This is a genomic window from Cryobacterium zhongshanensis (assembly GCF_022760445.1).
Lineage (GTDB): Bacteria > Actinomycetota > Actinomycetes > Actinomycetales > Microbacteriaceae > Cryobacterium > Cryobacterium algoricola.
Genome location: NZ_JALGAR010000001.1, coordinates 655448 through 680935, shown reverse-complemented (window position 1 = coordinate 680935; position 25488 = coordinate 655448). Strand labels below are relative to the sequence as shown.

The window sequence follows — 25488 nt, the reverse complement described above, 5'->3', positions numbered from 1 at the left end:
CAGTCGACACCCGGAAGTCTTACGATGGAATGCTCATGATTCCCCTTGTCATCACCTTCCCGCCCGAACTCCCCGTCAGCCAACGCCGTGAGGATATCGCGCGCGCCATCCGCGACAACCAGGTCGTCATCATCGCGGGCGCCACCGGCTCGGGCAAGACCACCCAGATTCCGAAGATCTGCCTCGAACTCGGGCGCACGAGCATCGGCCACACCCAGCCGCGCCGGCTCGCGGCCCGCACGATCGCCGAGCGCATCGCCGAGGAACTCGGCCAGGAGGTCGGCCAGGTCGTCGGCTACCAGGTGCGGTTCACCGACCAGGTCGGGCCCGACACCAAGATCAAACTCATGACCGACGGCATCCTCCTGAATGAGATGCACCGCGACCGGATGCTGCGCAAGTACGACACGATCATCATCGACGAGGCCCACGAGCGCAGCCTCAACATCGACTTCCTGCTCGGCTACCTGCGCCAGCTGCTGCCGCAGCGGCCAGACCTCAAGGTCATCATCACCTCCGCGACGATCGACCCGCAGAGCTTCGCCGAGCACTTCGCCGCCGCAGACGGCACCCCCGCCCCGATCATCGAGGTCTCAGGGCGCACCTACCCGGTCGAGATCCGGTACCGCCCACTCGTCGCCGAGGCAATGGCCGACGACGACGACGAAGACCAGCCCGCGTCGACACCGCCCGTCGACCGCGACTACATCGAGGGCATCTCGGCCGCGCTCGACGAGCTCGAACGCGAATCGAACGGCGACGTGCTCGTCTTCCTGAGCGGCGAGACCGAGATCCGCGACGCAGCGGATGCCCTGCAGGGCAAGTTCGCGAGCGGCGACCGTACGAGCCCGACCGAGGTGCTGCCGCTCTACGGCCGGCTCTCCTCCGCCGACCAGCACAAGGTCTTCCAGCCCTCGACCGTCGCGGGGGTCCGGCGCCGGATCGTGCTCGCGACGAACGTGGCCGAGACCAGCCTGACCGTTCCGGGCATCCGCTACGTCATCGATGCCGGTACCGCGAGGATCAGCAGGTACAGCGTGCGCTCGAAGGTGCAGCGACTGCCGATCGAGGCGATCAGCCAGGCCTCAGCAAACCAGCGCTCCGGGCGCAGCGGCCGCACGAGCGACGGCATCGCGATCCGGCTGTACTCCGAAGAGGACTTCGGCCGCCGCCCGGAATTCACCGAGCCCGAGGTGCTGCGCACCAACCTCGCCGCCGTGATCCTGCAGATGATCTCCCTCGGCCTCGGCGACATCGCCGCGTTCCCGTTCCTCACCCCGCCCGATTCCCGCGGGATCAAGGACGGCCTCGACCTGCTCGCCGAACTCGGCGCGGTTGCTCCGGGCAGCGGTGTCAGCAACGCGAGCGGCGGGGTCTCCAAGCTCACCCGGATCGGGCAGCAGCTCGCGAAGCTGCCGATCGACCCCCGGTTCGGGCGGATGGTCATCGAGTCGAAGACCCAGGGCACGAGCCGCGAGGTGATGGCGATCGTCGCCGGCCTCACCATCCAGGACCCGCGGGAGCGGCCGCTCGAGCGGCGCGCGCAGGCCGACCAGCAGCACGCGCGCTTCGCCGACCCGACGAGCGACTTCCTCGGCCTGCTCAACCTGTGGAACTACCTCGAGACGAAGCAGAAGGAGCTCGGCTCGAGCGCCTTCCGCCGGCTCTGCAAGAACGAGTTCCTGAACTACCTGCGGGTGCGCGAGTGGCAGGACGTCTACAAGCAGCTCCGCCAGATGGCAAAGCCGCTCGGCCTCCACATCGGCGACCCGGCCGTGAACCCCGACGGCATCCACCGCTCCCTGCTCGCCGGGCTGCTCTCGCACATCGGCCTCAAGGACGTCGCGAAGAAGGACTACATCGGCGCCCGCCAGCAGCGGTTCGTGATCTTCCCCGGCTCTGCGCTCGCAAAGAAGCAGCCGAACGCCGTGATGAGCGCGGAACTCGTCGAGACCAGCCGGCTGTTCGCCCGGATGAACGCCGTCGTCGACCCGGCCTGGGCCGAGCCGCTCGCCGGAGACCTCTGCAAGCGCAGCTACTCCGAGCCGCACTGGGAGAAGAAGCAGGGCTCCGTCGTCGCCTACGAGCGGGTCACCCTCTACGGGGTGCCGATCGTGCCGCGCCGCCGCATCCAGTTCTCCCGGGTCGACCCGGCGTACGCCCGGGAACTCTTCATCCGGCACGCCCTCGTCGACGGCGAGTGGGACCTCGACCGCGTCGACCAGCGCGTGACCGCGTTCGACCGGGCCAACACGAAGCTGCGGAAGGAACTCGCCGAGCTCGAGGAGCGCACCCGGCGCCGCGACATCCTCTTCGACGACGAGGCCGTTTTCGAGTTCTACCAGCGCCGCATCCCCGCCGAGGTGTGCTCGACCCGCACCTTCGAGACGTGGTGGCGGAAGGCGCGCGCCGAGACGCCCGACCTGCTCACGATGACCGCGGAGGCGCTCGTTCCCGACGAGGCGACCCCCGAGATCGACGAGGCCGTGTTCCCGCCGACCTGGCACCAGGGCGACCAGCGCTTCCACCTCTCGTATCGCTTCGAGCCGGGGGCGGATGACGATGGTGTCGCCGCCCTGATCCCGCTCGCCCTCCTGGCCCGGCTCTCCCCCGCCGGTTTCGACTGGCAGGTGCCCGGTCTCCGCGCCGACCTCGTGACCGCGCTGATCAAGTCGCTGCCGAAGAGCATCCGTCGCAACGTCGTGCCCGCCGCCGACTGGGCGGCCCGGCTGCTCACCGAGCTGCCTCCTGCGCCCGGCGAGCCCCGCACCGCGAAGGACGCCGGCGGCCTCGGCGGGACGAGCATCGGCGCCCGGCTCGGCTCGGGCGCGGGCTTCGGCACGGGCGCCGGCTTCGAACCGGAGGCGACCCCGTTCACCGAGATCCTCGCCGGCCTGATCCAGAAGCTGACCTACGTTCCGGTCTCGCCGGGCGACTTCGAGCTCGCCAGGATCCCGGCGCACCTCCGGATGACCTTCCGGGTCGTCGACGACCGCGGCCAGGCGATGGCCTCCGGCAAGGACCTCGGCGAACTCCAGCGCCGGCTCGGTTCCCGGGCCCGGGAGAGCGTCGCGGCGGCATCCGCTGCCACGCCCGTCAACGCGATCGAGCGCGGCGGCCTCACCACCTGGGATTTCGCCGAGCTTCCCCGGTTCATCGACACCAAGCAGGGCGACAACACGATTCGCGGCTACCCGACCCTCGTCGACGAGGGCACGAGCGTCGCGATCCGGATGATGAGCACCGCCGCGGAGCAGGCGAGCACGCTGCCGGGCGGCGTGCGCCGGCTGCTGCTGCTCGCGACGCCGTCTCCGGTCGCGTACGTGCAGCAGCACCTGACCGGGGCGGAGAAGCTGAGCCTCGCCACGAGCCCGTACCGCACCACGCAGGCGCTCTTCGACGACTGCCTCGCGGCCTGCGTCGACGAGGTGCTGTTCCGGGTGAACCCGAGCGGCCAGGTCTTCATGAAGGCCGAGTTCGACTCGATCCGGGACCGGGTGTCCGGGGTGCTGATGGACTCGATGTTCGAGGCCGTCGGACTCGTCGCCCGCATCCTCACCGCGTCCCGGGCCGCAGACAAGGCGCTCAAGGCCTCGACGAGCATGGCGCTGCTGCCCGCACTGACGGATGCCCGTTCCCAGCTGGCCGGGCTGATCTACCCCGGCTTCGTGAGCGCGACGGGCCTCGCCCAGCTGCGCCACCTGCCGCGCTACCTCGGCGGCATCAGTTCACGCATCGTGAAACTCGGCGACAACCCCAGCCGCGACCGGGTCTGGATGAACGAGAGCCAGTCGGCAACGGCCCGCTACGAAGCGGCCGGCGGCCGGATTCCACTGGCCCCCGGCACGGCGGCGAACCTCGTGCGCGCACGCTGGATGATCGAGGAGCTGCGGATCAGCCTCTTCGCCCAGGAGCTCAAGGCCGCGGAATCGGTGTCGCTGCAGCGGATCCACAAGGTCCTCACCAGCTGACCCCGACATCCGCCGGGGTCAGCGGATGACTAGAGCACCTTGGAGAGGAACGCCTGGGTGCGGCGGTGCTGCGGGTTGCTCAGCACGAGCTCGGGATCGCCGGACTCGACGACGACGCCGCCGTCCATGAACACGAGCGAGTCACCGACCTCGCGGGCGAAGCCCATCTCGTGGGTGACCACGATCATGGTCATGCCCTCCTTGGCGAGGCCCTTCATCACGTCGAGCACCTCGCCGACGAGTTCGGGGTCGAGCGCGCTCGTCGGCTCGTCGAAGAGCATCAACTTGGGTTCCATCGCGAGGGCACGGGCGATCGCGACGCGCTGCTGCTGGCCGCCGGAGAGGTGCGCGGGATAGTAGTCCGCGCGCTCGGCGAGTCCCACCCGGGCGAGCAAGTCGCGCGCGGTGCGCTCGGCCTGCGCCTTGGGCAGTCCCTTGACCCGCAGCGGCGCCTCCATTACGTTCTGGAGTGCGGTCATGTGCGGGAACAGGTTGAAGCGCTGGAACACCATGCCGATATCCCTGCGCTGCTTCGCCGCTTCCTTGGGCGCCATCTCGTAGAGCTTGCCGCTGGTCTCGCGGTAGCCGATCAGCTCGCCGTCGACACTCAGCCGACCGGCGGAGAGCACCTCGAGGTGGTTGATGCAGCGCAGGAACGTCGACTTGCCCGACCCGCTCGGCCCGACGAGGCACATCACCTCGCCGCGCTTGACCTCGAGGGAGATGCTCTTGAGCACCTCGTGCGAGCCGAAGCTCTTCGAGACCTGCTCGGCGAGCACCATCGGCACGTATCCGCGGTCAGCGGATGCCGCGCCCGGCGTGGTCATGTCACTCACGAGGGGCCTCCCTGGCCGGTTCCGGGTTCTCGGGTCGAGCGGGTCGCCGGCGCCTGTTCGGACTCGGGCACGACCGTGACGCCCGTGATCGGCTCGGGGTTGGACCCGCCGCCCTTCTTGTCCGGCTGACGGTCGCCGATGCCGCGGGCGAAACGCTTCTCGAGGAAGTACTGGCCCACCATCAGGATCGAGGTGAAGAACAGGTACCAGATCGATGCGACGATGAGCAGCGGGATCGGGTTGAAGGTCTCGGCGGAGATGTCCCGGGAGCGGGCGAACAGGTCGAAGCTGAACGGCACCGCCGTGACGAGTGACGTCGTCTTGAGCATCGAGATGACCTCGTTGCCGGTCGGCGGGATGATCACCCGCATCGACTGCGGCAGGATGACGCGGGTCATCGTCTGCGACCAGCTCATTCCGAGCGCGGTCGCGGCCTCTTCCTGGCCACGGTCGACGGCGAGGAGCCCGGCACGGACGATCTCGGCCATGTACGCGGCCTCGTTGAGGGAGAGGCCGATCACCGCGAGGGCGAACGTGCTGAGTGCGGCGTTCGTCTCGAACGACACCCACGGGTGCATGAACGGGATGCCGATGTCGATGCTCGAGTAGATCAGCGAGATCAGGCCCCAGATGGTCAGCTGCACGTAGACCGGTGTGCCGCGGAAGACCCAGAGGTAGAACCAGGCGAGGCTCTTCACGACCGGGTTGGGCGACAGCCGCATCACGGCGAGGATCACGCCGAGGACGATCGCGATCACCATCGAGTAGACGGTGAGTTCGAGGGTCACGAGCGCGGCCTGGGAGATGCGCCGGTCGAACAGGTACTTCGCGACCGTCGGCCAGTCGTACGCCGGCCGGAAGGCCGCGTCGACGATGGCCAGTGCGAACACCACGATCAGGACGATCGCGAAGACCATCCGCCAGGGGTGCCGCAACCGGATGGCTTTGATGGGAACCGATGCGGCCGGGGCGGCCGGATCGGCCGGGGACGAGGCGGGCCCCGCCCCCCGGCCGTTCAGATTCGGCGTGCTCATCGGTTAGCCGTTCGCGGCTGCGTTGATCGTGATCTTGTCAATGCCGCCGTCGGCGACGCCCCAGGTGTCGAGGATCGCCTTGTAGCTGCCGTCGTCGACCATCGACTGCAGTGCGGCCTGGACGGCCTTGCCGAGGTCAGAGCCCTTGGCGACGACCATTCCGTACGGTGCGACGTCGAAGGTCTTGCCCGCGAGCTGCAGCTTGCCCTTGGTCTGCGCGATCGCGTAGAGGGTGACGGGAGAGTCGGCGCTGAGCGCGTCGGCCTGGCCGAGCACGACCGCGTTCGTCGCGGCATCCTGGGTGTCGAACTTGAGCTTGTCGATCGCCGGCTTGCCCGCCGCGACGCACGCGTCGCTCTTGGCGGGAACCTCGTCGGTGTCCTCATAGGTGGTCGCCTGCACGGCGACCTTCATGCCGCAGGCGTTGTCGGGGTCGACCGTCTTGTCCTTGGCCGATGCCCACTGGATGCCGGCGGTGTAGTAGTTGACGAAGTCGACCTGCTTCTCGCGCTCGGCGGTGTCCGTGAACGAGGACTCGCCCATGTCGGCCTTGCCGCCAGCGACGGACGGGATGATGTTGTCGAACTTGGCGACCTGGAATTCGGCCGTCAGCCCGAGCTTGGTCGCGACCGCGCTCGCGATCTCGATCCCCCAGCCGGTGGGCTTGCCTGCTTCATCCTTGAACTCGTTCGGGGCGTAGGTCGGGTCGCTGCCGACGATGAGCTTGCCGGACGACGCGATCTTGGCGGGAACGAGCGCGGCGGCCGCGGCGTCCTTGGTGATCGCTGCTGCCGAGGCGCTGCCGGTCGAGCCGGTCGAGGGCGTCGAGTTATCGACGCAGCCGGAGAGCATCAGGGCGGCCGCGGCGGCGACGGCGGGGAGTAAGAATCGAGCGCGCATATGCGGAACCTTCTTTGTTGTCGGTGTCAGGGGTTCGTCATTGAGTCCGTAAACGGTGAGCGACAGAGGTGAGCATATAACAGGATGCCCACGCGGATTCTGTGCGCAGGTCACGTTTTGGACTAGCTAAAGCGAGCGTGAGGGGTACGTGTCTCGATCAAGTATGGCCGTTGGCGTGTTTCGGGCAGATTACGCCGGGTGCGACCGCGCCCTCGCTGACGGTCCAGCGCCGAGTTGCGGCCACAACACCCTCGCCGTGTCGACGAAGGTGTTATGGCCGCACCTCAACCCCGGGGACGGGCGTTAGCCGACGGCCTTGGCGGCGGCCGAGAGCATGGTCACGTAGTCGTCGAGGCCCCAGGTCAGCGAGAGGCCCGTCGGCGGGGACACCGAGGAGATGAATGCCGCTCCGACCGGAGACGCGACGGAGCCGCGCTGCACCTGCGGCATGGCCTGGGCGTAGCCCGCGGAGAGGAACGCGTCGGATTCCTCCTGCGTCGTCCCGAAGTTGACGAGCACGTCGCTCGTGAGCTTGTCGAGCTGCTCGTGGCTGAGCGTGTAGTAGAAGCTCGCCTGATCGGTCGCCAGCGCGTCGACGGCGGGGGCGTTCACGAAGCCGAGGTCGAGGGTGAATGCGACGCGGGGGTCTTCCTTCTTGTAGACGTAGAACGTTCCGCTGCTGTCGGCCACGAGGGCGATCGACTTTCCCTTGAATTCGGGGTGGGCCGCTGCGGCCGCTGCGATCTTCTCGTCGATGCCCGCGAGAAGCGTTGCGGCTTCGGTGGTCTTGCCGAGCGCGGTTCCGGTGATCGTGATGAGGTCGCGCCAGTCCGTCGCCCAGGGCTGGTCCGGGTAGCCGACCACGGGGGCGATCTTGCTGAGGAGCGCGTACTGCTCCGCGGTGATGCCGGAGTACGCGGCGAGGATCACGTCGGGCGCGGCCTTGGCGATGTCCTCGTACGGCGGCTCCGTGGAGTCGGGCAGCACGGTCGGCGTCGGCGTTCCGGTCTTCGCGAGCGCCTCGGAGATCCAGGGCAGCACGCCCTGGGCGTCGCCGGCGTAGGCCTGGAACGGCATCGCGACGGGAATGACGCCGAGGGCGATCGCGTCGTCCGCGCTGCCCCAGCCCCAGGTCACGACCCGCGTCGGCTGCTTCGGGATCACGGTGGAGCCGAAGGCGTTCTCGATCGTGACGGGGAACGACGCGGCGGCGGAGTCGCCCGCCGCGGCATCCGTTGCCTGGGGCGCGGGCGCGGAGCAGCCGGTCAGGGTCAGGGCGACGAGGGCGGCGACGGCGACAAGCGCGCGAATGGGGGGACGGTGCACGGGAAACTCCGGTTTCTCAGGTGACTCGGGGCGGGACGTGGTTCGACTAGCTTAGGTTAGCCTTACCTAATATAGCGGATGCCGGGGTCGGCGCGCGATGGAATCTCCCGATCGGCACGACGAGCGGCGAACCGCAGACCGGGTCGGGGATGACGAGGGCGTCGAGGCCGAAGGCGGAGCGGACGGTTTCGACCGTCAGGGTCTGCGCGGGCGGGCCGGCGGCGATGATCTGGCCTGCGCGCATCACGAGCATCTCGTCGGCGTACCGGGCCGCGAGGTTGAGGTCGTGCAGGACCATCACGATCGTGGTTCCGCGGGTGCGGTTGAGTTCGAGGAGCAGGTCGAGGACCTCGATCTGATGTGCCACGTCGAGGAAGCTCGTCGGCTCGTCGAGCAGCAGGATGTCGGTGTCCTGGGCGAGGGCCATGGCGATCCAGACCCGCTGGCGCTGGCCGCCGGAGAGCTCCTCGAGCCGGCGCCCGGCGAGGTCGAGGGTTCCGGTGCGGACGAGGGCGTCGGCGACGATGGCGTCGTCGGCGGCCGTGGTGCCGCGGAACCAGCCCTGGTGCGGATGCCGGCCGCGGCCGACGAGTTCGCCGACGGTGATGCCCTCCGGCGCGAGCGGCTGCTGCGGCAGGAGGCCGAGCACGGTCGCGATGCGCTTGCCCGGAATCTTCGCGATGTCGGTGCCGTCGAGGAGCACGACGCCGGACTGCGGCGTGAGCAGGCGGGCGAGCCCGCGGAGGAGGGTCGACTTGCCCGAGGCGTTCGCGCCGACGATGACCGTGAGCCGGCCGACGGCGATCTCGAGGTCGAGATCGGTGACGATCGGGACGCCGTCGTAGCCGAGGCCGAGGCCGACGGCGCGCAGCTCGTGGTGCGCGTGGCCGGCCGGGTCGGTGGCTGCCGGGCCCGACAGTGCCGGGCCCGACAGTGCCGGGCCCGACAGTGCCGGGACCGCTGTCTGCTCGTCCGGAGTGTGCGGTTCTGGGTGAGTCATCGGATTCCTTCGGTACTGTCGCGCGCGCTGCCGCTGCCGCTGCCGCCGGCGGCGCCGGTCGCGAGCAGCCAGAGCAGGTAGGGCGCGCCGATCGCGCCGGTGACGACCCCGGCCGGCAGCTGGAGTCCGCCGGGGAGCAGGTGCTGGGCGGCGAAGTCGGCGGCACTGACGATCAGGGCGCCGACCAGGGCTGCCGGCACGAGGCTCAGCCCGCCGGTTCCGGCGAGGCGGCGGGCGATCGGCGCGGACACGAACGCGACGAACGCGAGCGGGCCGACCATGGCCGTCGCGAGCGCGGCGAGGGCGACGGCGACGATGAGGAGTCCGAGCCGGTTGCGCTCGGCGCCGACCCCGAGGCTCGTGGCCAGGTCGTCGCCCAGTTGTAGCGCGCGGAGACGCGGGGCCAGCATCCAGACGATCGGCAGGAGCACCGCAAGCCCGACCGCGACGACGGCGATCTCGGGCCAGGCGGCACCGCTCACGCTGCCGACGAGCCAGGTGAGGGCGTCCTGGGCGTCGCGGAGTTGGGCGCGGGTGAGCAGATAGCCGATCAGGCCCTGCACCATGAACGCGACGCCGACGCCGATCAGCACGAAACGGTAGCCGGCGACACCGCCGGCACCTCCGCTGCGGCCTCGCCAGGCCAGCAGGTAGATGACGGTCGCGACGAGGATCGCGCCGCCGAAGGCCGCGAAGGCGGTCGCGAGGCTGCCGAAGCCGAGCACGAGCATCCCGAGGACCGCTGCGGCGCTCGCCCCGCCGGTGACGCCGACGATGTCGGGGCTCGCGAGCGGATTGCGCAGCACGGTCTGGAACAGGGCGCCCGAGAGCGCGAAGGCGATGCCGGTCAGGAGCGCGAGCACGACGCGGGGCAGCCGCAGGGTCAGCACGATGAAGTTCTCGGCTCCCGTGCCCTGGCCGGCGAGGGTGCGGAGGAGGTCGGGCACCGAGAGCGAGTATGAACCAACGGACAGGCTCAGCGCGGCGACGACGAGCAGCGCTGCTGCGAGCACGATCACGACCCGGCGTTCCGTGCGGCGCCGCGCCCCCCGGGCCGCACCGAGAATCGCCGCTTCTGCCGAGGCGCCCTGGTGCACCGGCGATCCCGGGCGGGAACGGCGACGCTCGGCGAGGTCGGCGGGTGCGGCGGGTGCGGTGTGCGGCGAGCGCGGGGTCATAGTCCGACCGCCTTGGTGTTCCGCACGAGCAGGATCAGCACGGGGGCGCCGAGGAACGCGACGACGAGGCCGGCCTCGATCTCGCCGGGGCGGGCGATTACGCGCCCGATCACGTCGGCGAGCAGGAGCAGGGCCGGGCCGAGCAGCGCCGAGAGGGCGAGGGTCCAGCGGTAGTCGGGGCCGGCGAACCAGCGGGCGAGGTGCGGCACCGCGAGGCCGACGAAGACGATCGGACCGGCGAGGGCGGTCGCCGAGCCGCAGAGCAGCACGACGGCGACGAAGCAGACGATCCGTGCGGCCACGACGTTCTGGCCGAGGCCGCGGGCGAGGTCGTCTCCGAGGGCGAGGGCGTTGAGCATCCGCCCGGCCGTCGCCGCCAGGATCGCGCCGACGAGGATGAACGGCGCGAGCTGCAGGGCCGTGTCGAGGCCGCGGGCGGAGAGGGAGCCCGCCGACCAGAACCGGTAGCGGTCGAAGGTCGCCGGGTCGCTCAGCAGCACGATGGTGATCAGTGAGGTGAGCGCCGCGGTGAGCGCCGTGCCGGCGAGGGTGAGCTTGACCGGGGTCGCTCCCCCGCGTCCGAGCGAACCGATGACGTAGACGACGGATGCCGCGGCCGCGGCCCCGATGAAGGCGAACCACACGTAGCCGAGCGCGCTCGTGACCCCGAAGACGGCGATGCCGGCGACGACGAAGAGGGACGCGCCCGCGTTGACGCCGAGCAGGCCTGGGTCGGCGAGGGGATTGCGGGTGACACCCTGCATGAGCGCGCCGGCGAGGCCGAGGGCGAGGCCGGCGAACAGGCCGACGATCGTGCGCGGGATGCGCAGGTCGAGCACCACCAGCTGGTCGGTCACGGCGGGGTCCGGCCGGAACAGGGCGTCGAGCACGGTGCCGAAGGGCACGTCACGGGCGCCGACCACGAGGGAGGCGCCGATCACGAGAACGAGGAGCACAGCCGCGGCGAGGAGCCCGACGACCGGGCGCCGAGCCGAAACGATTCGACGGAGTTTTTCCGTCTTTCGGGCCGAAACAGCGCTCTCAGGTGTTTTCTGGGCAGAATCCCCGTCGAATTCGTTCGGGGCCGGGAGGTGCGGGGCCGGGCGCTCCGACGGATGCGCCAGGCGGCTCACTGGGGCTCGGCCTTGCCGAGGCGCCAGTAGCCCATGAAGGAGACGCGGCGGCGGTCGACGCCGGTCTCGCTCACGAGGAAGCGGCGGAGGCGCTTGATCGCGCCGGCCTCGCCCGCGAGCCAGGCGTAGAAGCCGGTGCCCGGGGGCGTGTCCGGGGTGTCCCACAGGGTTTCGCGGTCGACGTCGATCTCGAGTTCGTCCGCGTTCACGCCCGCGCCGGTCGGGACCTCGGGTCCCCGGTGGCCGGCGACCCAGGTGCGCACCGCGGCGTCGAGGCATTCGCCGTGCGGCGCGCCGCCACGCGGAAGCCAGGTGACCGAGCATCCGTCGGGGACCCGCACGTCGAGCTGGTCCGCGGCATCGGGCACCTCGAGGAAGGCGTGCGCCGTGCGCCCGGGCTGCAGCGCATCGAGGATGCCGCAGATCGCGGGGACCGCGGTCTCGTCGCCGGCGAGGAGCAGGTAGGTCGCGTCGCCGGGGCGCCAGTCGAGGCCGAGGCCGGCGTCGCGGCTGCGGGAGTCCGGCCCGACGATGACGACGTGCTCGCCGACCTGGGTCGCGGCGAGCCAGCGGGAGGCGGGGCCGACCCCGGAGCCGGAACCGGCGGCATCCGCCGGACCGTGGGAGACGAAGTCGACGTCGAGTTCGCGGAGGTGCGGGCGCACGCTGCGCACGGTGTAGCTGCGGAACGGGTTGCGCTCCGCCTCGGGGAGGGCACGCCAGCGGTCATACCAGCCGGTGCCGGTCGAGGCAGGGTGGTCATGCTGCTCGTCCGCACCGAAATCGGCGAGGCCGACGCCGGGGATCGGCAGGACGAGCTTGATCCGCTGATCGAGTCCGGCCGTGCCGAAGTGCTCGAACTCGGGGCCGGTGAAGGTCACCCGCACGAAGTGCGGACTCAGGCGCCGGATGCCCGCGACCGTCGCCCGGTACGGCCGGTAGCCGGGGCGTGCGTCGGGGAGCACGGTGTCGTCGGTCACCTCGGTGCTGGGTAAGGTAAGCATTACCTAAGTATGACATCCCGGGGCCGCGCGTGCCGTGTGAGTTCCATGGGAGCGCACCGGGGGCGAGGGATGCTCAGAGCGGATGCCGCGAGCGGCCGACGCCGACGGCTACAGCCCGACGCTGGCCCCGGTGAAACCGCCGAACCCGCCGCGCGCACTGTCCCCGGTTTCCACGGGACGGTCCGGGAGGTTGGACCACTGCGACCAGGACCCGGGATACAGGTAGGGGACGAACCCGGCGATCGTGAGCGCTGCGATCTCGTGGGCGGCGGTGACGCCCGATCCGCAGTAGACCCCGATCGGGCGCATCGGCCGCACGCCGAGGGACTCGAACTGCGCGCGGAGCTGGTCGGCGGGCAGGAAGCGGCCGTCGTCGGCGAGGGTGTCCGTCGTCGGGGCGCTCACGGCGCCGGGGATGTGACCGGCGCGCGGGTCGACCGGCTCGGTCTCGCCCCGGTACCGGGCGGCGGCTCGCGCGTCGAGGAGGATGCCGGTGTGCGCGATGGCGGCGGCGGTGTCCGCGTCGATCGTGCCGAGCGAACCGTAGCTCAGGTGCGCGGTGCCGATCGGCGGGTCCGGCTGCTCCCCGGTGACGAGCGGCAGCCCGGCCTTGCGCCATGCGGCGAGCGCACCGTCGAGGAGGAGCACGTTCCGGTGCCCGGCGTGCCGCAGCAGCCACCACGCCCGTGCCGCCGACATCAGGCTCAGGTCGTCGTAGACCACGACGGTGTCGTCGTCGTGGATTCCCCAGCGGCGCGCGGCCGCCTGCAGGTCGTCGATCGCGGGCAGGGGGTGCCGGCCGTCTTCCGGGGCGCCGGGCCGGGCGAGCTCGGTCTCGAGGTCGACGTAGACCGCGCCCGGCAGGTGCCCGGCGGCGTATTCGTCGCGGCCGCTCGGCCCGAGGAGCGCCCAGCGGACGTCGAGCACGCGGATGTCCTCACGCGTCTCGAGCAGGCGGGCCAGGTCCTCGGCTGAGATCAAAGTGTTCACGAAACCACGCTACCGGGTGTGCGCGGCGCGGGGACCCGCATCCGCCCGCACCCCGCCGGAGCGAACGGCACTCGGAGCGGCACTCCGCAGGGCTCGCGCATGGCGCGGGCGCGGGCCCCGGCACGGAATTGCGTCCCGTACACGTTCGTTGCGAGAACCGGCGCGCACGCGACGTAATTCGGCGCGGGGTGGCGACGGATTGCGTGGCGGGCTTCCGACTCGTCGCGCACGACGCCGCGCCCGTAGACTCGAACGAGTGAGCAGCTACTGGACCCTACTGAAGACGCCCGGGGTTGCCCGTCTGATAGCTGCGCAGCTGACCGCCCGCTTCCCGTTCGGGATGCTCTCGCTCGCGTTCCTGATCCACATCGAGCACGTCTACGCCTCCTACGGTTCCGCCGGCCTCGTGCTCGGCGCGATGAGCATCGGCCAGGCGATCGCGGGTCCCCTCACGAGCCGGTTGATGGGTCGCTGGGGTATGCGCCCGGTCATCATCGCCACGATCGCGATCTGCGCGAGCTCCATCGTCGTGATGGCGCTGCTGATCCTGCCGATCTGGGGCCTGATGGTGATCGGCCTCGTCGCGGGGCTGACGACGCCGCCGATCCAGCCGGCCGTGCGCACGATTTACCCGAAGATCGTCAACTCCCGCCAGCTCTCCCCCCTGTTCTCGCTCGACGCATCCGCCCAGGAGATCATCTGGGTGCTCGGACCGGTCATCGCCACGTTCGTCGCGATCCAGGTCAGCTCGGTCGCGGGCATCCTCCTCGCCGCGGTCTTCCTGGTCGGCGGCGGCATCTGGTTCGTCGTGCTGCCCGAGGTCGGCCGGGTGCGGATCCCGCGCAGCCGCCGCAAGCTCGGCGCCGTGCTCAAGCGCCCGCCCGTGCTCCTCAGCACCGTCGTCGGCTTCATGCTCGTCGCCGCCTGCTCGGCCGTCGAGGCCGGCGTCGTCGCGGCATTCGGCCACGGCAGCTCGGACTCCGGCTGGGTGCTCGGCATCTTCGCGATCGGTTCCCTCGTCGGCGGCCTCGCGCTCGGGCACGCGCAGATCGGCCCGTGGGCCCTCGCCGGGCGGATGCTGATCGTCACGATCGGTCTCTCCCTCGCGACCCTCGGCCTCGGCTTCTGGTGGCTCGCCGCAACCCTGTTCCTCGCGGGCCTCGGCATCGCGCCGGCCTTCGCCGTGCTCTTCGGGATCGTGTCGGCGAGCGTCAAGTTCAGCGACACCGCCGAGGCGTACGGCTGGGTCGGCACCGGCCAGCTGATGGGCGCGGCGCTCGGGTCGGCGACGGCCGGCTTCATGATCGACCACAACGGCGCCGGGGCTGCGATCCTCGTCGCCGCCGGTTTCGCGGCGCTCGGCACCCTGATCCCCGCGCTGGGCCGCCGCTGGCACCCGGACCTGCGCGGCCGCGACGCCGGCCCGATCCCCGACACCGCCCCCATCCAGATCCAGGTCTCCTAGCCAGAAACCACCGTCGAGGCGCGGGTCAGGGCAGCGGATGCCGTGGCATCCGCTGCCGGAGACCTGCGGGCTAGTGCGTGTCGACCTGGTGGGCGACGTACTGCACGGGCGCAGGCAGGTGCGCCTCGCTCCGCACCGTGCGGGAGAACCGCTCGATCGACTTCAGCGCGCTGACGAGTTCGTCGGGGGTGATGTCGAACGGCATGTTGTGGATCGTCTCCCCCGGCACCGTCGCCGCCTCGGCGACGCGGCGCAGGTCGTCCTCGTCGTCGACGCTGAGACCGACCTCGGTCAGGGTGTTCGGCAGCCCGACCCGGGTCGTGAACTCGATGAAGTCGCGGATCTCCTGGGTCGGAGCCCCCTCGAGCACGAGCTGGGTGACCGAGCCGATGTTGACCTTCTGCCCGTGGGCGAGGCCGTGGGTCTGGTGCGCCGCGGTGAGGCCGTTGTGGATCGCGTGCGCCGCGGCGAGCCCGCCGGACTCGAACCCGAGCCCCGACAGCAGCGTGTTCGCCTCGACGAGCTTCTCGACGGCCGGGGTGACCTGGTGGTCGCGCACGGCATCGAGGGCGGGGAGCGCGTTGTCCCAGATCACACCCCAGGACAGTTCGGCGAGCGCGGTGCCCGCGAGGGTCGGCAGGCCGCCCGCCATCGTGTTCGCGTGCGCCTGCCGCGTCGCACGGGCCTCGAGCCAGGTCGCGAGGGCATCGCCGACGCCCGCCGCCAGGAACGCGGCCGGGGCATCCGCCACGAGCTGGGTGTCCATCAGCACGAGGTCCGGGTTCTTCGGGAAGAAGCGGTATTCCTCGAACGCGCCGTCGGCGGTGTAGATCACCGAGAGGGCCGAGGTGGGCGCATCCGTCGAGGCGACGGATGGCACGGTGACCCAGCGGATGCCGGCCAGGAACCCGGCCGCCTTGACGGCGTCCATGGTGCTGCCGCCGCCGAGGGCGACGATGACGTCTGCGCCGGTCCTCTCGATCACGCCGACGAGGCGGGTGACCTCGGCGGCCGTGGGGATGCCGCCGAACCGTTCCCGGGTGACCGGGAGCTGGGCGGTACGCAGCGAGTCCGTCGCGCGTTGCCCGAGGATCCCCCAGACCACGTCGTCGGAGACGAGGAGCGGCGTCTTCCCGAGCGGCGCGAGGAACTCGCCGAGCCGGGACAGCGCCCCCTTCCCTGCACGTAGCGGCCGGGGCTGATGATGGTACGAATGGCGCTGGAGGCGGCCATGACGATCTCCTTCTTCGAACGATGCGGATGCCGCCAGCCTAAATTCGCCGGTGCCGCCCGGTCAGGGGGCCTGTCACGATGTGAGAAGCCGGCGCACCCGCCGCACCCGGGATCTTCTCAGGCGCCCGGCGATTGTGCCGGGGCCGGGCCCGGCTGACAATGGCCGCATGAAGACCACGGATGCTCTTCCCCTGTCCCAGCCGCCGTCGCCCCGGACACTCGCCCAGCCGCCACGGGCCGCCAACGTCACGGCGCTGCCGGCGCCGCCGGCCCTGAGCGGGGTCGCCTCGATCCAGAAGACGCTCGCGATCCTCGAGATCGTCGCCGAGCGCGGCGGGGCCACGGCGAAGGAGGTCTCGGCGAGCCTCGGCTACCCGCTGCCGACCGTGTACCGGCTGATGCAGACGCTCGTGCAGAGCGACTACCTCGTACACATCCGGCGGGAACGCAAGTTCGAACTCGGGTACAAACTGCACCGGCTCGGCGTCTCCCTGCACCGGCAGATCGGGGTGCCCGCGGAGGTGCGCACCGAGATCGCCCGCCTGCACCGGCACGCCAGAGCGGCCGCATACTTCGCCGCCTACCGCGGGGCGGATGTCGTCGTCACCTACATCGTGGACTCCCCGGCCGCCCCGCGGCTCACCCCGTTGAGTTTCGGGTTCCACGAGGCCGCCCACGCGACCGCCTTCGGCAAGATCATGCTCACCGGCATGAGCGGCGAGCAGCGCGACCAGTACCTCGACGAGCACGGGCTGCCCCGCCTGACCCCCGCGACGATCACCGACCGCGGAGAGCTCGAGCGCCAGCTCGAGACGATCTCCCGGTCCCAGGTCGCCTGGGAACACGAGGAGTTCGTGCCGGGCATGACCTGTGCAGCGGTCGGAGTGCGCAACTCGGCCGGCCTGCTCGTCGGCTCCGTCGCGATCTCGGCCCGGGCCGACACCATCGCGAGCCGCGAACGCGACCTCGAGCGGATGCTGCGCGAGACCGCAGCCGGACTCTCGCGCTACTTCCGCTCCGGCAGCGTCCGGCGCTGAGCAGTCGCGGCGCTGAGCATCCGCTCGCCCGAACCGGGGTGCGGGGCGGTCTAGCGGGCCTCCCACCAGGGGGTGATCACGGCGCGGGCGAGGGTGTGCCCACCGAGGTTGAAGGTGAGGAACGCGGGCGTCGACGTCTCGGGGATGCCGATCGTGTCGACGTCGAGGGCGTGCACGGCGATGTAGTAGTTGTGCCGCCCGTGGCCGGCCGGCGGCGCCGCGCCGAGGTAGCGCCGGAGGCTCGCGTCGTTGGTGAGCTGCCAGGCACCGGGCGGCAGGGTGCTGCTGTTCTCCTCGCCCGCCCCGGTCGGCAGGCTCGTCGTCGTCACGGGGATGTCGGCGACGGCCCAGTGCCAGAATCCGCTCGCCGTCGGGGCGAGCGGGTCGTACATCGTCACCGCGAAACTCCTGGTTCCGGCCGGGAACCCGCTCCAGTGCAGTTCGGGCGAGGTATCGCTGCCGCCGGCGCCGAAGATCCCGCTGCGCTGGGGCGGTGCGAGTTCCTCGCCGTTCTTCACGTCGGTGGACTCCAGCGTGAAGGTCGGCACCTCGCCGATCTGGTCGTACGGCGTTCGCATCATCTGGTCGTGGGTCATGGGTTCACGCTCTCCTTCTCTGGAACGGTGTCAGGCAACGGACGGACGGACGGATCGGCGGACGGACGGACGGTCACAGGGTTCCGTTGGCGAGCTGTTCGGCGATGTGATCGGCCTGCCGGATGGCGAGGGCCACAATCGTAAGGGTGGGGTTCGCCGCGGCTCCCGTCGTGAACACCGAACCATCGCTCACGAACAGGTTCGGCACATCGTGGGCACGACCGAACTTGTTCACCACGCCGTCCTCCGGCCGTGCGCTCATCCGGCTCGTGCCGAGGTTGTGCGTGGACGGGTATGGCGGGGTGCGGTGCGCCGAAATCGACCCGACCGCGTCGTAGAGCAGCTCGGCCTGGCGGTAGCCGTGCTCGCGCATGGCGACGTCGTTCGGGTGGTCGTCGAAGTTAACGTTGGCGACCGGCAGGCCGGCGGCATCCGTGACCGACCCGTTCAGGGTGATCCGGTTGGTCTCCTGCGGCATGTCCTCTCCGACGATCCAGAGCCCCGCGGTGTGCGCGTATCCGTCGAGGATCGCCGTGAAGTCGCGCCCCCACGCCCCCGGGTCCGCGAAGGCCGCGAGGAACGCCGGACCGAGCGACAGGGTTTCGAGGTAGTAGCCCCCGGCGAAGCCGCGGCGTTCGTCGTGGCGCGCCTCGTCTGCGATGATCCCGGCCATCGTCTCCCCGCGGTAGGAGTGCACCGGGTCGGGGAACTGGGCGTAGACCGAACCGGTCGTGTGCCGCATGTAGTTGCGGCCGACCTGGCCGGAGGAGTTGGCGAGCCCGTCGGGGAACAGGGAGCTCGCGCTGAGCAGCAGCAGCCGCGGCGTCTCGATCGAATTCCCGGCGACGCACACGATCCGTGCGCGCTGCCGGTGCATGCCGCCGGCGGCATCGAGGTAGAGCACGGCGTCGGCGCGCCCGGTGCGGTCGTGGCTGATCTGCACGGCCTGGCTGAGCGGGCGCAGGTCGAGGTGACCGGTCGCCTCCGCCCGGGGGATCTCGCGCACGAGGGTGCTCCACTTCGCGCCGGACTTGTCGCCCTGGAAGTTGAAGCCGTCCTGAATGGATGCCGGGCGCCCGTCGTACGGTTCGGCGTTCGTCGCGTACGGACCGGTCGCGTAGAAGTTGTAGCCGACCCGTGCGGCGCCGTTGGCGAACACCTTGTAGTTGTTGTTGGCCGGTAGGGCCGCGCGGCCGTGCCGGTGCGTGGAGCCCATCGCGATCTCGGCGCGGTCGTAGTACGGGGCGAGCTCGGCGAGGGTGAGCGGCCAGTCGAGCAGGTTCGCGCCGTCGATCGCCCCGTAGGTGCTCCGGGCCTCGAACTCGTGGGCGAGGAACCGCGGCGTCGCGCCCGACCAGTGCGTGGTGCTGCCGCCGACGGCCTTGACGATCCAGGCCGGCAGGTTCGGGAAGTCGCGGGCGATCCGCCAGGAGCCGCTCGTCGTGCGGGGGTCGAGCCAGGCCATCTGGGAGAACGCGGCCCACTCGTCGTTGACGTATTCCGCATTCGTGATGTGCGGGCCCGCCTCGAGGACGACGACCTTGATCCCGCGAGCGGTGAGCTCGTAGGCGAGGGTCCCTCCGCCCGCGCCGGAGCCGATGATGACGACGGCCTCCTCGTCGTGGTCGATCGCGGTCATTTCGTCACCTCGTCCCTGGTCGCAGCGGATGCCGCCGGCGCAGTGCCCGTGCCGACCTGCCGGGTGAGCGGGCCGATCTCGACGTAGTTCAGTTCGCCGGTGTATTCCTCGATCCGCGGCTCCGGGAGCCAATCGAGGTCGTTGAAGCCTCGGGTGAGATAGCCGCCCTTGTCGAAGGACGCGCCCTCGTAGCCGAGCGCCTCCCAGACCTCCGGGAGGTTGTAGAGGGTCAGCACGGTGTTGGCGCGGACGAAGCCGAAGAATTCGGTCCGCTCGATCGCGCGCAGGCGAGCCGTGGCATCCGTCGCGTTGAGGTCGAGGAATGCGCCCGCGGGGAGGGTGTCGAGGCTCGCGAGGCCGGATGACAGGGCGAGGAAGTGCCGCGGCGTCTTCTCGGCGAGTGCGATCAGGGCGGCCGCGGTCTTCTCGTATGCGGTGTCCGGCAGTTGCGCGTGCGGGAATGCCACCCGGATGACGCGCACGAGCAGGGCCCGCGCCTGCGGGGAGTCGAGGAAGCCGCTCGGGGCCTCCGAGGTGTCGAGGAACGTCACTGTTGGTCTCCTTCGGATGGATCGGGGTGGAACGGGCTGGAACGGGCTGGAACGGGTGGAACGGGTGGAACGGGAGCCTGGTGGGGCGGGCCGGGGATGCCGCCCGGGCAACCGGTCGCGGCCGTGTCAGGCGGCGTGGTCGGGCACGAGAATGCCGCGGCCGACCAGGCGGCCGCTCTCGAGGTCGGCGATCGCGTCGTTGGCGGCGTCGAGCGGGTAGACGGCGGTGTGCAGGGTGACCTTGCCCTGGGACGTGAGGGTCATCAGTTCGACGAGGTCGGTGTACGTGCCGACGAGGTTGCCAATCACGTTGATCTCACGCGAGATGATCTCGATCGTCGGCAGGCTGACCGTGCCGCCGTAACCGATCACGTAGTGCGAGCCGCGGTTCCGGAGCAGCTTCGGCGCGAGCAATTCTGCACCGCGTTCACCGACGAAGTCGAAGACGATGTGCGCCCCGCCTCCGGTGATCTCGGCGACGGCCTTCTCGACGTCCGCATCGCTCGTCGCGAGCACGGTGTGGTGCGCGCCGATCTGACCGGCGAGCTCGAGGGCCGCCTCGGAGCGGTCGACGACGGTGATTTCCGCACTCGTGATCGCCGCGAGGCTCTGCACGCCGATGTGCCCGAGGCCACCGGACCCGATCACGACCGCGTGGCTGCCGGGGAAGAGAACCGGGGCGGCCTTCCGCACGGCGTGGTAGGCGGTGAGTCCGGCATCCGCCAGGGCGGCCACGTCGCGGGGCTGGAGCGCGGGGTCGAGCTTCACGACGGCGCGCGCGTTGGTGCGGAGCACCTCGGCCATGCCGCCGTCGACGTTGATGCCGGGGAAGGTGGCGTTCTCGCAGTGCGAGTCCTGTCCCTCCCGGCAGGCGGGGCAGAGCCCGCAGCTGGTGAGCGGATGCATGATGACCGTGTCCCCGACCGCGACGTTGTGCACGGCCGAGCCGCAGGCGCGCACCCAGCCGGCGTTCTCGTGGCCGAGCGTGTACGGCAGGTGCGGGTGCTGGATCGGGTCCCACTGGCCTTCGATGATGTGCAGGTCGGTGCGGCAGAGCCCGGCGGCGCCGACGTCGACGAGCACGTCCCACGGGCCGAGGATCTCGGGCTCGGGGACATCGTCGAGGGTCGGGTGCGCCCCATAGGAGTGGAGCCGGACAGCCTTCACCGTGACCTCCTGTATCCCGCGTCTTCGTGACGGGCGGCGTTGCCCGGCACGCCGCGCCCTGAGAGCGGCACGAGATGGTTCATACTCTCGGTGCTCGGCCGCCGGCCCGAAAGCCCGCCTCTCACCCCGTGAGAAGCCGGCCCACCGCCGCGACCCTCCCTTCCGCGAAAGCGGGTTGGGGAGCTGCGGGGCGGGTTTAATGGGGACATGACCCTTTCACCCGTGTTGCAGTTCCACGACGGCCACTCGATCCCGCAGCTCGGCCTCGGGGTGTACAAGATCGCAGACGCCGCGGCGGCGGATGCGGTGCAGGTCGCGCTCGAGTCCGGCTACCGGCACGTCGACACAGCGGCGCTCTACGCCAACGAGGCCGGCGTCGGCCAGGGCATCGCCCGAGCCGGCCTCCCCCGCGGCGACGTCTTCGTGACGACGAAGGTCTGGAACGCCGACCACGGCTACGACAGCACCCTGCGCGCCTTCGACGAGAGCCTCGGGAAGCTCGGGCTCGACTACGTCGACCTGTACCTGATCCACTGGCCCGTCCCGAGCCAGGACAGGTACGTCGACACCTGGCGGGCACTCCAGACCATCCGCGCCGACGGCCGAGCCCGCTCGATCGGGGTGTCCAACTTCCACCCGCACCACATCGACCGGCTCCTCGCCGAGACCGCCGTGGTGCCCGTGGTAAACCAGGTCGAGCTGCACCCGTGGCTGCAACAGGCGGATGTCCGCGCCTACGACGCGGCCCACGGCATCCTGACCGAAGACTGGTCACCCCTGGCCCGCGGCCGGGCGATCGGCAACCCGACGCTCGAGGCGATCGGCGCCCGCTACGGTAAGTCCGCCGCGCAGGTCGTGATCCGCTGGCACCTCGAGCTCGGCGACATCGTGATCCCGAAGTCGGTCACGCCGTCGCGCATCCGGGAGAACTTCGACGTCTTCGACTTCGCCCTCGACGACACGGACCGGGCGGCGATCGCCGCCCTCGACTCCGGCGAGCGCACCGGCCGCGACCCCGACGACGACTAAGCCCGCGCCGCCCTCCCCGCGCGCCCACCAGCATCCGCGAGACTGCGCTTTCGGCCCTTAAACCCGTGGTTTAAGAGCCACAAGTGCAGTCTCGCGGAATCTTCAGGCGCGGCTTCCGGGGACGGCGCGGGGCGGGGCGGGAGTTACCAGCGCGGGTGGATCTGGGCGCGGAGGAGGCGGTCGTAGATGTCGCGCACGCCGGCGAGGAACTCGGCGCTGAGCGGCGGAACCGACCCGGCCGCCGCGTTGCCCTGCGCCTGGGCGATCGAGCGTGCGCCGGGGATGACGGCGCTCACGCCGTCCTGCTGGGCGACCCAGGCGAGCGCGGCCTGCGCGGGCGTGAGCCCGGCCGGCACGAGCGCGGCGAACTCCGCGGCCGCGGCGAGGCCGGTCTCGTAGTCGACTCCCGAGAAGGTCTCGCCGACGTCGAAGTGGCTGCCGTCGCGGTTGTAGTTGCGGTGGTCGTTCTCGGCGAAGGTCGTTGCGCGGGTGTACTTGCCGGTGAGCAGCCCGCTCGCGAGCGGCACGCGGGCGATGATGCCGACCCCGGCGGCGAGGGCGGCGGGGAGCACGGCGTCGAGCGGCTTGAGCCGGAACGCGTTCAGGATGATCTGCACGGTCGCGGTGCCCGGGCGGGCAATCGCGGCGAGGGCCTGGTCGCAGGTCTCGACGCTGAATCCGTAGGCCGCGATCGCGCCGTCGGCGACGAGGGTGTCGAGCGCGTCGTAGACCTCACCCGATTCGACGACCGCGCTCGGCGGGCAGTGCAGCTGCACGAGGTCGAGGGTGTCGACGCCGAGGTTGCGCCGCGAGCGTTCGGTCCAGGCGCGGAAGTTGGCGAGCACGTAGTTCTCGGCGAGCTGGTCGACGCGGCGGCCCATCTTGGTCGCGACCGTGATCCCGGCGTCCGCGCCGGCCGTGGCGAGGTAGCGCCCGATGATCTGTTCGCTGCGGCCGTCGCCGTAGACGTCGGCGGTGTCGAAGAAGGTGACCCCGGCGTCGGCGGATGCCGCGAGCACGGCGGTCGCATCGGCCTCGCTGACGTCGCCCCAGTCCGCTCCCAGTTGCCAGGTTCCGAGCCCGATCACGGAGACGGTTCGGTCGGTTCTTCCCAGGGTGCGTGTGTCCATGTCCCCAGCCTAATCATCCGCTCGGCCACTCCGCGTCCAGCGAATTCAGCGGGCGGCAGCGGATGCCGGCGCGCGCGGCCCGTCCGGGTCCGCCGGTCGGTCGTCGGCCCCTGTCGCGGTCTCGATGACCGTGAGCAGTTCCCGGGCCAGGCGCGGCCGGATCAGGTGGTCGTTCGCCTCCACGCGGTGCATCGTCACGTGGCGCATCCGCTCGATCACGGTCAGGCTGCCCGACTGGATGAACGCGTCGAGGCTGCCATAGACCACGTCGACGGGCACGCGCAGGCTCGCGATGTCGCTCACGAGCGTCTGCGATTCGATGCAGTGCTCGAGGGATTTCACGAAGGGGGTCCAGTTGCGTTCGGTGATCTCGAAGATGCCCTTCGGCAGCAGCCGCGAGATGATCGCGGCGTTGCCGATGGTGAAGTCCTTGTTCTCCCTCAGGAAGGCGTACGCGCGCAGGTAGACGCTGACCCGGGCGCGCACCCAGCGGTCGCCGATCTCCGTGGGCGACAGGTACACGGGCGGCCCCACGAGCACGACGCGGGAGATCCGGGTGCGACGATCGAACCGGGTCACCGGCGACGCAGCAAGCCTGGCCACGATCAGGCTGCCGAGGGAATGGCCCACGAGCACGAACGGCTCGCGCAGCCGGAGCGAGCGGATGGTCGCGGCGAGCGCCTCGACGTGGTCCTCGAGCCGGTACTCGCAGCCCTCGGGGGCCGGCGATTCGCCGAAGCCGAGGATGTCGACCGCGATCACCCGGTGCCGCGGGGTGAGCAGCGGCACCAGTTCCCGGAATGTCACGGACGAACTGGCGATGCCGTGCACGAGGATGACGACCGGTCCGGTGCCCTCATCCGTGGCGATGTGGAGCAGGGGCGGGCGGCGTCGACGGACCCGTCCCGTCAACGCAGCCCACCATCCCATGACTCAAGTATCGTCGCGCAGGTTTTCCTTGTACTCATTGGTGGCCTTCGTCGCGTCGCGCTCGGCCTCGGCGTGCTTCACGCCGGCCTCCGCGCGCTTGACCTCGGCATCCGCCTTGATCTCGTCGACCTTGTCTTCGATCCGGTCCTTGGTGTCCTCGAAGGCCCGGCCGATCTTCTGCCCGGTGGCGTCGAGGGCGTCCTTGGCGTTCTCTGCGAATCCCATATTTCCTCCGTTGGGTGTCGAGTGTGTCTCAGGGTGTGTCTCGTGGAGCGTGTGTCGCGTGGAGCCCGGCCGGAGCTGCCCGGCCGATGCCTCGACACTAACAACTGTGCCCGCACCGAGACGGGATTGTGATTCGACTCCCAGACGGCGTCCAGACAGTGGCCTCCGGGCGCGCCATACAGTTGCCCCATGAAACGTTTTCCCGCCGCTGCAGCGCTCCTCGCCGCCGTGCTTCTGCTGGCCGGATGCTCCGCCTCCGGTTCGTCGAACGATGCCGGCTCGTCCGTGTCGAACCCGGGAACCGGCGCCGTGACGGGCGACGGCACGACCAAGGATTCCGGGGTCGTCGGAGCCCCGCAAGCCGGCGATGCGGCAGGCAGCGTGACCTCGGGTTCCGCCGCCGGCAGCACGAGCGAGGTCGCCACCGGCCAGCGCGACGTGATCATGACCGGGTCGATGTCGATCACTGCGAAAGACCCGATCAAGGCGACGCAGGACGCGGTGACGATCACCGAACAGGCGGGCGGGCGCATCGACAGCCGCACCGAGAATCCCGCGACCGAGAACCAGCAGGCGAGTGCGACCCTCACCCTGCGCATCCCGTCCGGCGCCCTCGACCGCACGGTCACCGACCTCAAGAAACTCGGCACCGTCAATTTCGTGTCGCTCAATGCTTCGGACATCACCCAGCAGACCCAGGACCTCGATGCCCGGATCACCGCCCTGAAGACCTCCGTGGACCGGCTGCTCACGCTGATGCAGCAGGCAACGACGACGACAGACCTGATCGCGATCGAGGGCACGCTCTCCCAGCGGCAGGCGGACCTCGAAAGCCTGCAGTCGCAGCGCAATTTCCTGTCCGATCAGGTCGACTTCTCGACGATCACCCTGTCCCTCTACTCAACGGGAACCGTCGCACCCGGAGCTCCCGGCGATTTCTGGACCGCGATCGGTGCCGGCTGGGCGGCCCTGGTCGGTGCGCTCGGCGCCGCACTGGTCGGCATCGGCTATGCGCTGCCGTGGATCGCCCTCGTCGGCGTGCTCGCGCTGATCGTGATCCTCATCGTGCGGATGTCCCGCCGTAAGGGAAAGGCTGCCTAGGCTTGGGGGGTGA

The 25488-nt window shown here is 70.5% G+C and carries 22 protein-coding genes; 5 read left to right on the top strand and 17 right to left on the bottom strand.

Annotation, left to right across the window (positions count from 1 at the left end):
* Positions 1 to 35 precede the first annotated feature (35 nt).
* On the top strand, positions 36 to 3971 hold the full coding sequence (hrpA, locus tag MQH31_RS03205; RefSeq protein WP_243010882.1) for an ATP-dependent RNA helicase HrpA: 3936 nt from the start codon (positions 36 to 38) through the stop codon (positions 3969 to 3971).
* Between the two features lie 29 nt (positions 3972 to 4000).
* Here hrpA and MQH31_RS03200 read toward each other — a convergent pair whose 3' ends face one another.
* The 9 genes from MQH31_RS03200 to MQH31_RS03160 all read right to left on the bottom strand — a co-directional run bounded on the left by MQH31_RS03200 (position 4001) and on the right by MQH31_RS03160 (position 13372).
* A complete protein-coding gene (locus tag MQH31_RS03200; protein ID WP_134535481.1) occupies positions 4001 to 4753 on the bottom strand; it encodes an amino acid ABC transporter ATP-binding protein in 753 nt (250 codons plus the stop codon).
* Between the two features lie 50 nt (positions 4754 to 4803).
* A complete protein-coding gene (locus MQH31_RS03195) occupies positions 4804 to 5841 on the bottom strand; it encodes an amino acid ABC transporter permease (RefSeq protein WP_134535458.1) in 1038 nt (345 codons plus the stop codon).
* Between the two features lie 3 nt (positions 5842 to 5844).
* Entirely contained in the window at positions 5845 to 6741 is an 897-nt protein-coding gene (locus tag MQH31_RS03190) for an ABC transporter substrate-binding protein (RefSeq protein ID WP_243010881.1), read from the bottom strand.
* 303 nt (positions 6742 to 7044) lie between these two features.
* Positions 7045 to 8067 carry an iron-siderophore ABC transporter substrate-binding protein gene (locus MQH31_RS03185; RefSeq protein ID WP_243010880.1) on the bottom strand — a complete coding sequence of 341 codons (1023 nt, stop codon included), beginning with the start codon at positions 8065 to 8067 and terminating at the stop codon, positions 7045 to 7047.
* Positions 8068 to 8113: 46 nt separating this feature from the next.
* Positions 8114 to 9067 carry an ABC transporter ATP-binding protein gene (locus MQH31_RS03180; protein ID WP_243010879.1) on the bottom strand — a complete coding sequence of 318 codons (954 nt, stop codon included), beginning with the start codon at positions 9065 to 9067 and terminating at the stop codon, positions 8114 to 8116.
* Positions 9064 to 10245 carry a FecCD family ABC transporter permease gene (locus MQH31_RS03175; protein ID WP_243010878.1) on the bottom strand — a complete coding sequence of 394 codons (1182 nt, stop codon included), beginning with the start codon at positions 10243 to 10245 and terminating at the stop codon, positions 9064 to 9066. The genes MQH31_RS03180 and MQH31_RS03175 overlap by 4 nt, the downstream gene beginning before the upstream one ends.
* A complete protein-coding gene (locus tag MQH31_RS03170) occupies positions 10242 to 11378 on the bottom strand; it encodes a FecCD family ABC transporter permease (RefSeq protein WP_308196406.1) in 1137 nt (378 codons plus the stop codon). Before MQH31_RS03170 ends, MQH31_RS03175 begins: the two co-directional genes overlap by 4 nt.
* Positions 11375 to 12382, bottom strand: coding sequence for a siderophore-interacting protein (locus tag MQH31_RS03165; RefSeq protein ID WP_243010877.1), 1008 nt, complete (start codon positions 12380 to 12382; stop codon positions 11375 to 11377). Before MQH31_RS03165 ends, MQH31_RS03170 begins: the two co-directional genes overlap by 4 nt.
* A gap of 108 nt (positions 12383 to 12490) precedes the next feature.
* Positions 12491 to 13372: a sulfurtransferase gene (locus MQH31_RS03160; protein ID WP_372488098.1), complete on the bottom strand. Its 882-nt coding sequence runs from the start codon at positions 13370 to 13372 to the stop codon at positions 12491 to 12493.
* Positions 13373 to 13628: 256 nt separating this feature from the next.
* Between MQH31_RS03160 and MQH31_RS03155 the strand changes: the two genes are divergently transcribed.
* Positions 13629 to 14837, top strand: coding sequence for an MFS transporter (locus MQH31_RS03155; RefSeq protein WP_243010876.1), 1209 nt, complete (start codon positions 13629 to 13631; stop codon positions 14835 to 14837).
* Positions 14838 to 14907: 70 nt separating this feature from the next.
* Here the strand turns inward: MQH31_RS03155 and MQH31_RS03150 are convergent, their stop codons facing one another.
* Positions 14908 to 16005, bottom strand: coding sequence for a glycerol dehydrogenase (locus tag MQH31_RS03150; protein ID WP_308196435.1), 1098 nt, complete (start codon positions 16003 to 16005; stop codon positions 14908 to 14910).
* Positions 16006 to 16237: 232 nt separating this feature from the next.
* Between MQH31_RS03150 and MQH31_RS03145 the strand changes: the two genes are divergently transcribed.
* Positions 16238 to 17107 (top strand): IclR family transcriptional regulator, encoded by an 870-nt coding sequence (locus MQH31_RS03145; RefSeq protein ID WP_243010875.1) that lies wholly within the window; start codon positions 16238 to 16240, stop codon positions 17105 to 17107.
* A 50-nt stretch (positions 17108 to 17157) separates the two neighbouring features.
* Here MQH31_RS03145 and MQH31_RS03140 read toward each other — a convergent pair whose 3' ends face one another.
* The 4 genes from MQH31_RS03140 to MQH31_RS20810 all read right to left on the bottom strand — a co-directional run bounded on the left by MQH31_RS03140 (position 17158) and on the right by MQH31_RS20810 (position 21060).
* A complete protein-coding gene (locus MQH31_RS03140; protein ID WP_241976342.1) occupies positions 17158 to 17703 on the bottom strand; it encodes a YbhB/YbcL family Raf kinase inhibitor-like protein in 546 nt (181 codons plus the stop codon).
* A 73-nt stretch (positions 17704 to 17776) separates the two neighbouring features.
* Complete coding sequence (locus MQH31_RS03135; RefSeq protein WP_243010874.1) at positions 17777 to 19342, bottom strand: GMC family oxidoreductase; 1566 nt, start codon at positions 19340 to 19342, stop codon at positions 17777 to 17779.
* Positions 19339 to 19893 (bottom strand): hypothetical protein, encoded by a 555-nt coding sequence (locus MQH31_RS03130; protein WP_243010873.1) that lies wholly within the window; start codon positions 19891 to 19893, stop codon positions 19339 to 19341. The genes MQH31_RS03135 and MQH31_RS03130 overlap by 4 nt, the downstream gene beginning before the upstream one ends.
* 126 nt (positions 19894 to 20019) lie before the next feature.
* On the bottom strand, positions 20020 to 21060 hold the full coding sequence (locus tag MQH31_RS20810) for an NAD(P)-dependent alcohol dehydrogenase (protein WP_134535447.1): 1041 nt from the start codon (positions 21058 to 21060) through the stop codon (positions 20020 to 20022).
* Between the two features lie 207 nt (positions 21061 to 21267).
* Here MQH31_RS20810 and MQH31_RS03120 point away from each other — a divergent pair, with 207 nt between their 5' ends.
* The gene (locus MQH31_RS03120) at positions 21268 to 22089 is read left to right on the top strand and encodes an aldo/keto reductase (RefSeq protein ID WP_243010872.1); all 822 of its coding nucleotides are present in this window, start codon (positions 21268 to 21270) and stop codon (positions 22087 to 22089) included.
* Positions 22090 to 22232: 143 nt separating this feature from the next.
* Here MQH31_RS03120 and MQH31_RS03115 read toward each other — a convergent pair whose 3' ends face one another.
* The 3 genes from MQH31_RS03115 to MQH31_RS03105 are packed head-to-tail and all read right to left on the bottom strand — an operon-like array spanning position 22233 to position 24374.
* Positions 22233 to 23219 carry an aldo/keto reductase gene (locus MQH31_RS03115; RefSeq protein WP_243010871.1) on the bottom strand — a complete coding sequence of 329 codons (987 nt, stop codon included), beginning with the start codon at positions 23217 to 23219 and terminating at the stop codon, positions 22233 to 22235.
* Positions 23220 to 23264: 45 nt separating this feature from the next.
* The gene (locus MQH31_RS03110) at positions 23265 to 24149 is read right to left on the bottom strand and encodes an alpha/beta fold hydrolase (protein WP_243010870.1); all 885 of its coding nucleotides are present in this window, start codon (positions 24147 to 24149) and stop codon (positions 23265 to 23267) included.
* A 3-nt stretch (positions 24150 to 24152) separates the two neighbouring features.
* Positions 24153 to 24374, bottom strand: coding sequence for a hypothetical protein (locus MQH31_RS03105; protein ID WP_134535443.1), 222 nt, complete (start codon positions 24372 to 24374; stop codon positions 24153 to 24155).
* Positions 24375 to 24563: 189 nt separating this feature from the next.
* On the opposite strand from MQH31_RS03105, the gene MQH31_RS03100 reads away from it, so the two are divergent.
* Positions 24564 to 25475, top strand: coding sequence for a DUF4349 domain-containing protein (locus MQH31_RS03100; protein ID WP_243010869.1), 912 nt, complete (start codon positions 24564 to 24566; stop codon positions 25473 to 25475).
* Positions 25476 to 25488: the final 13 nt, after the last annotated feature.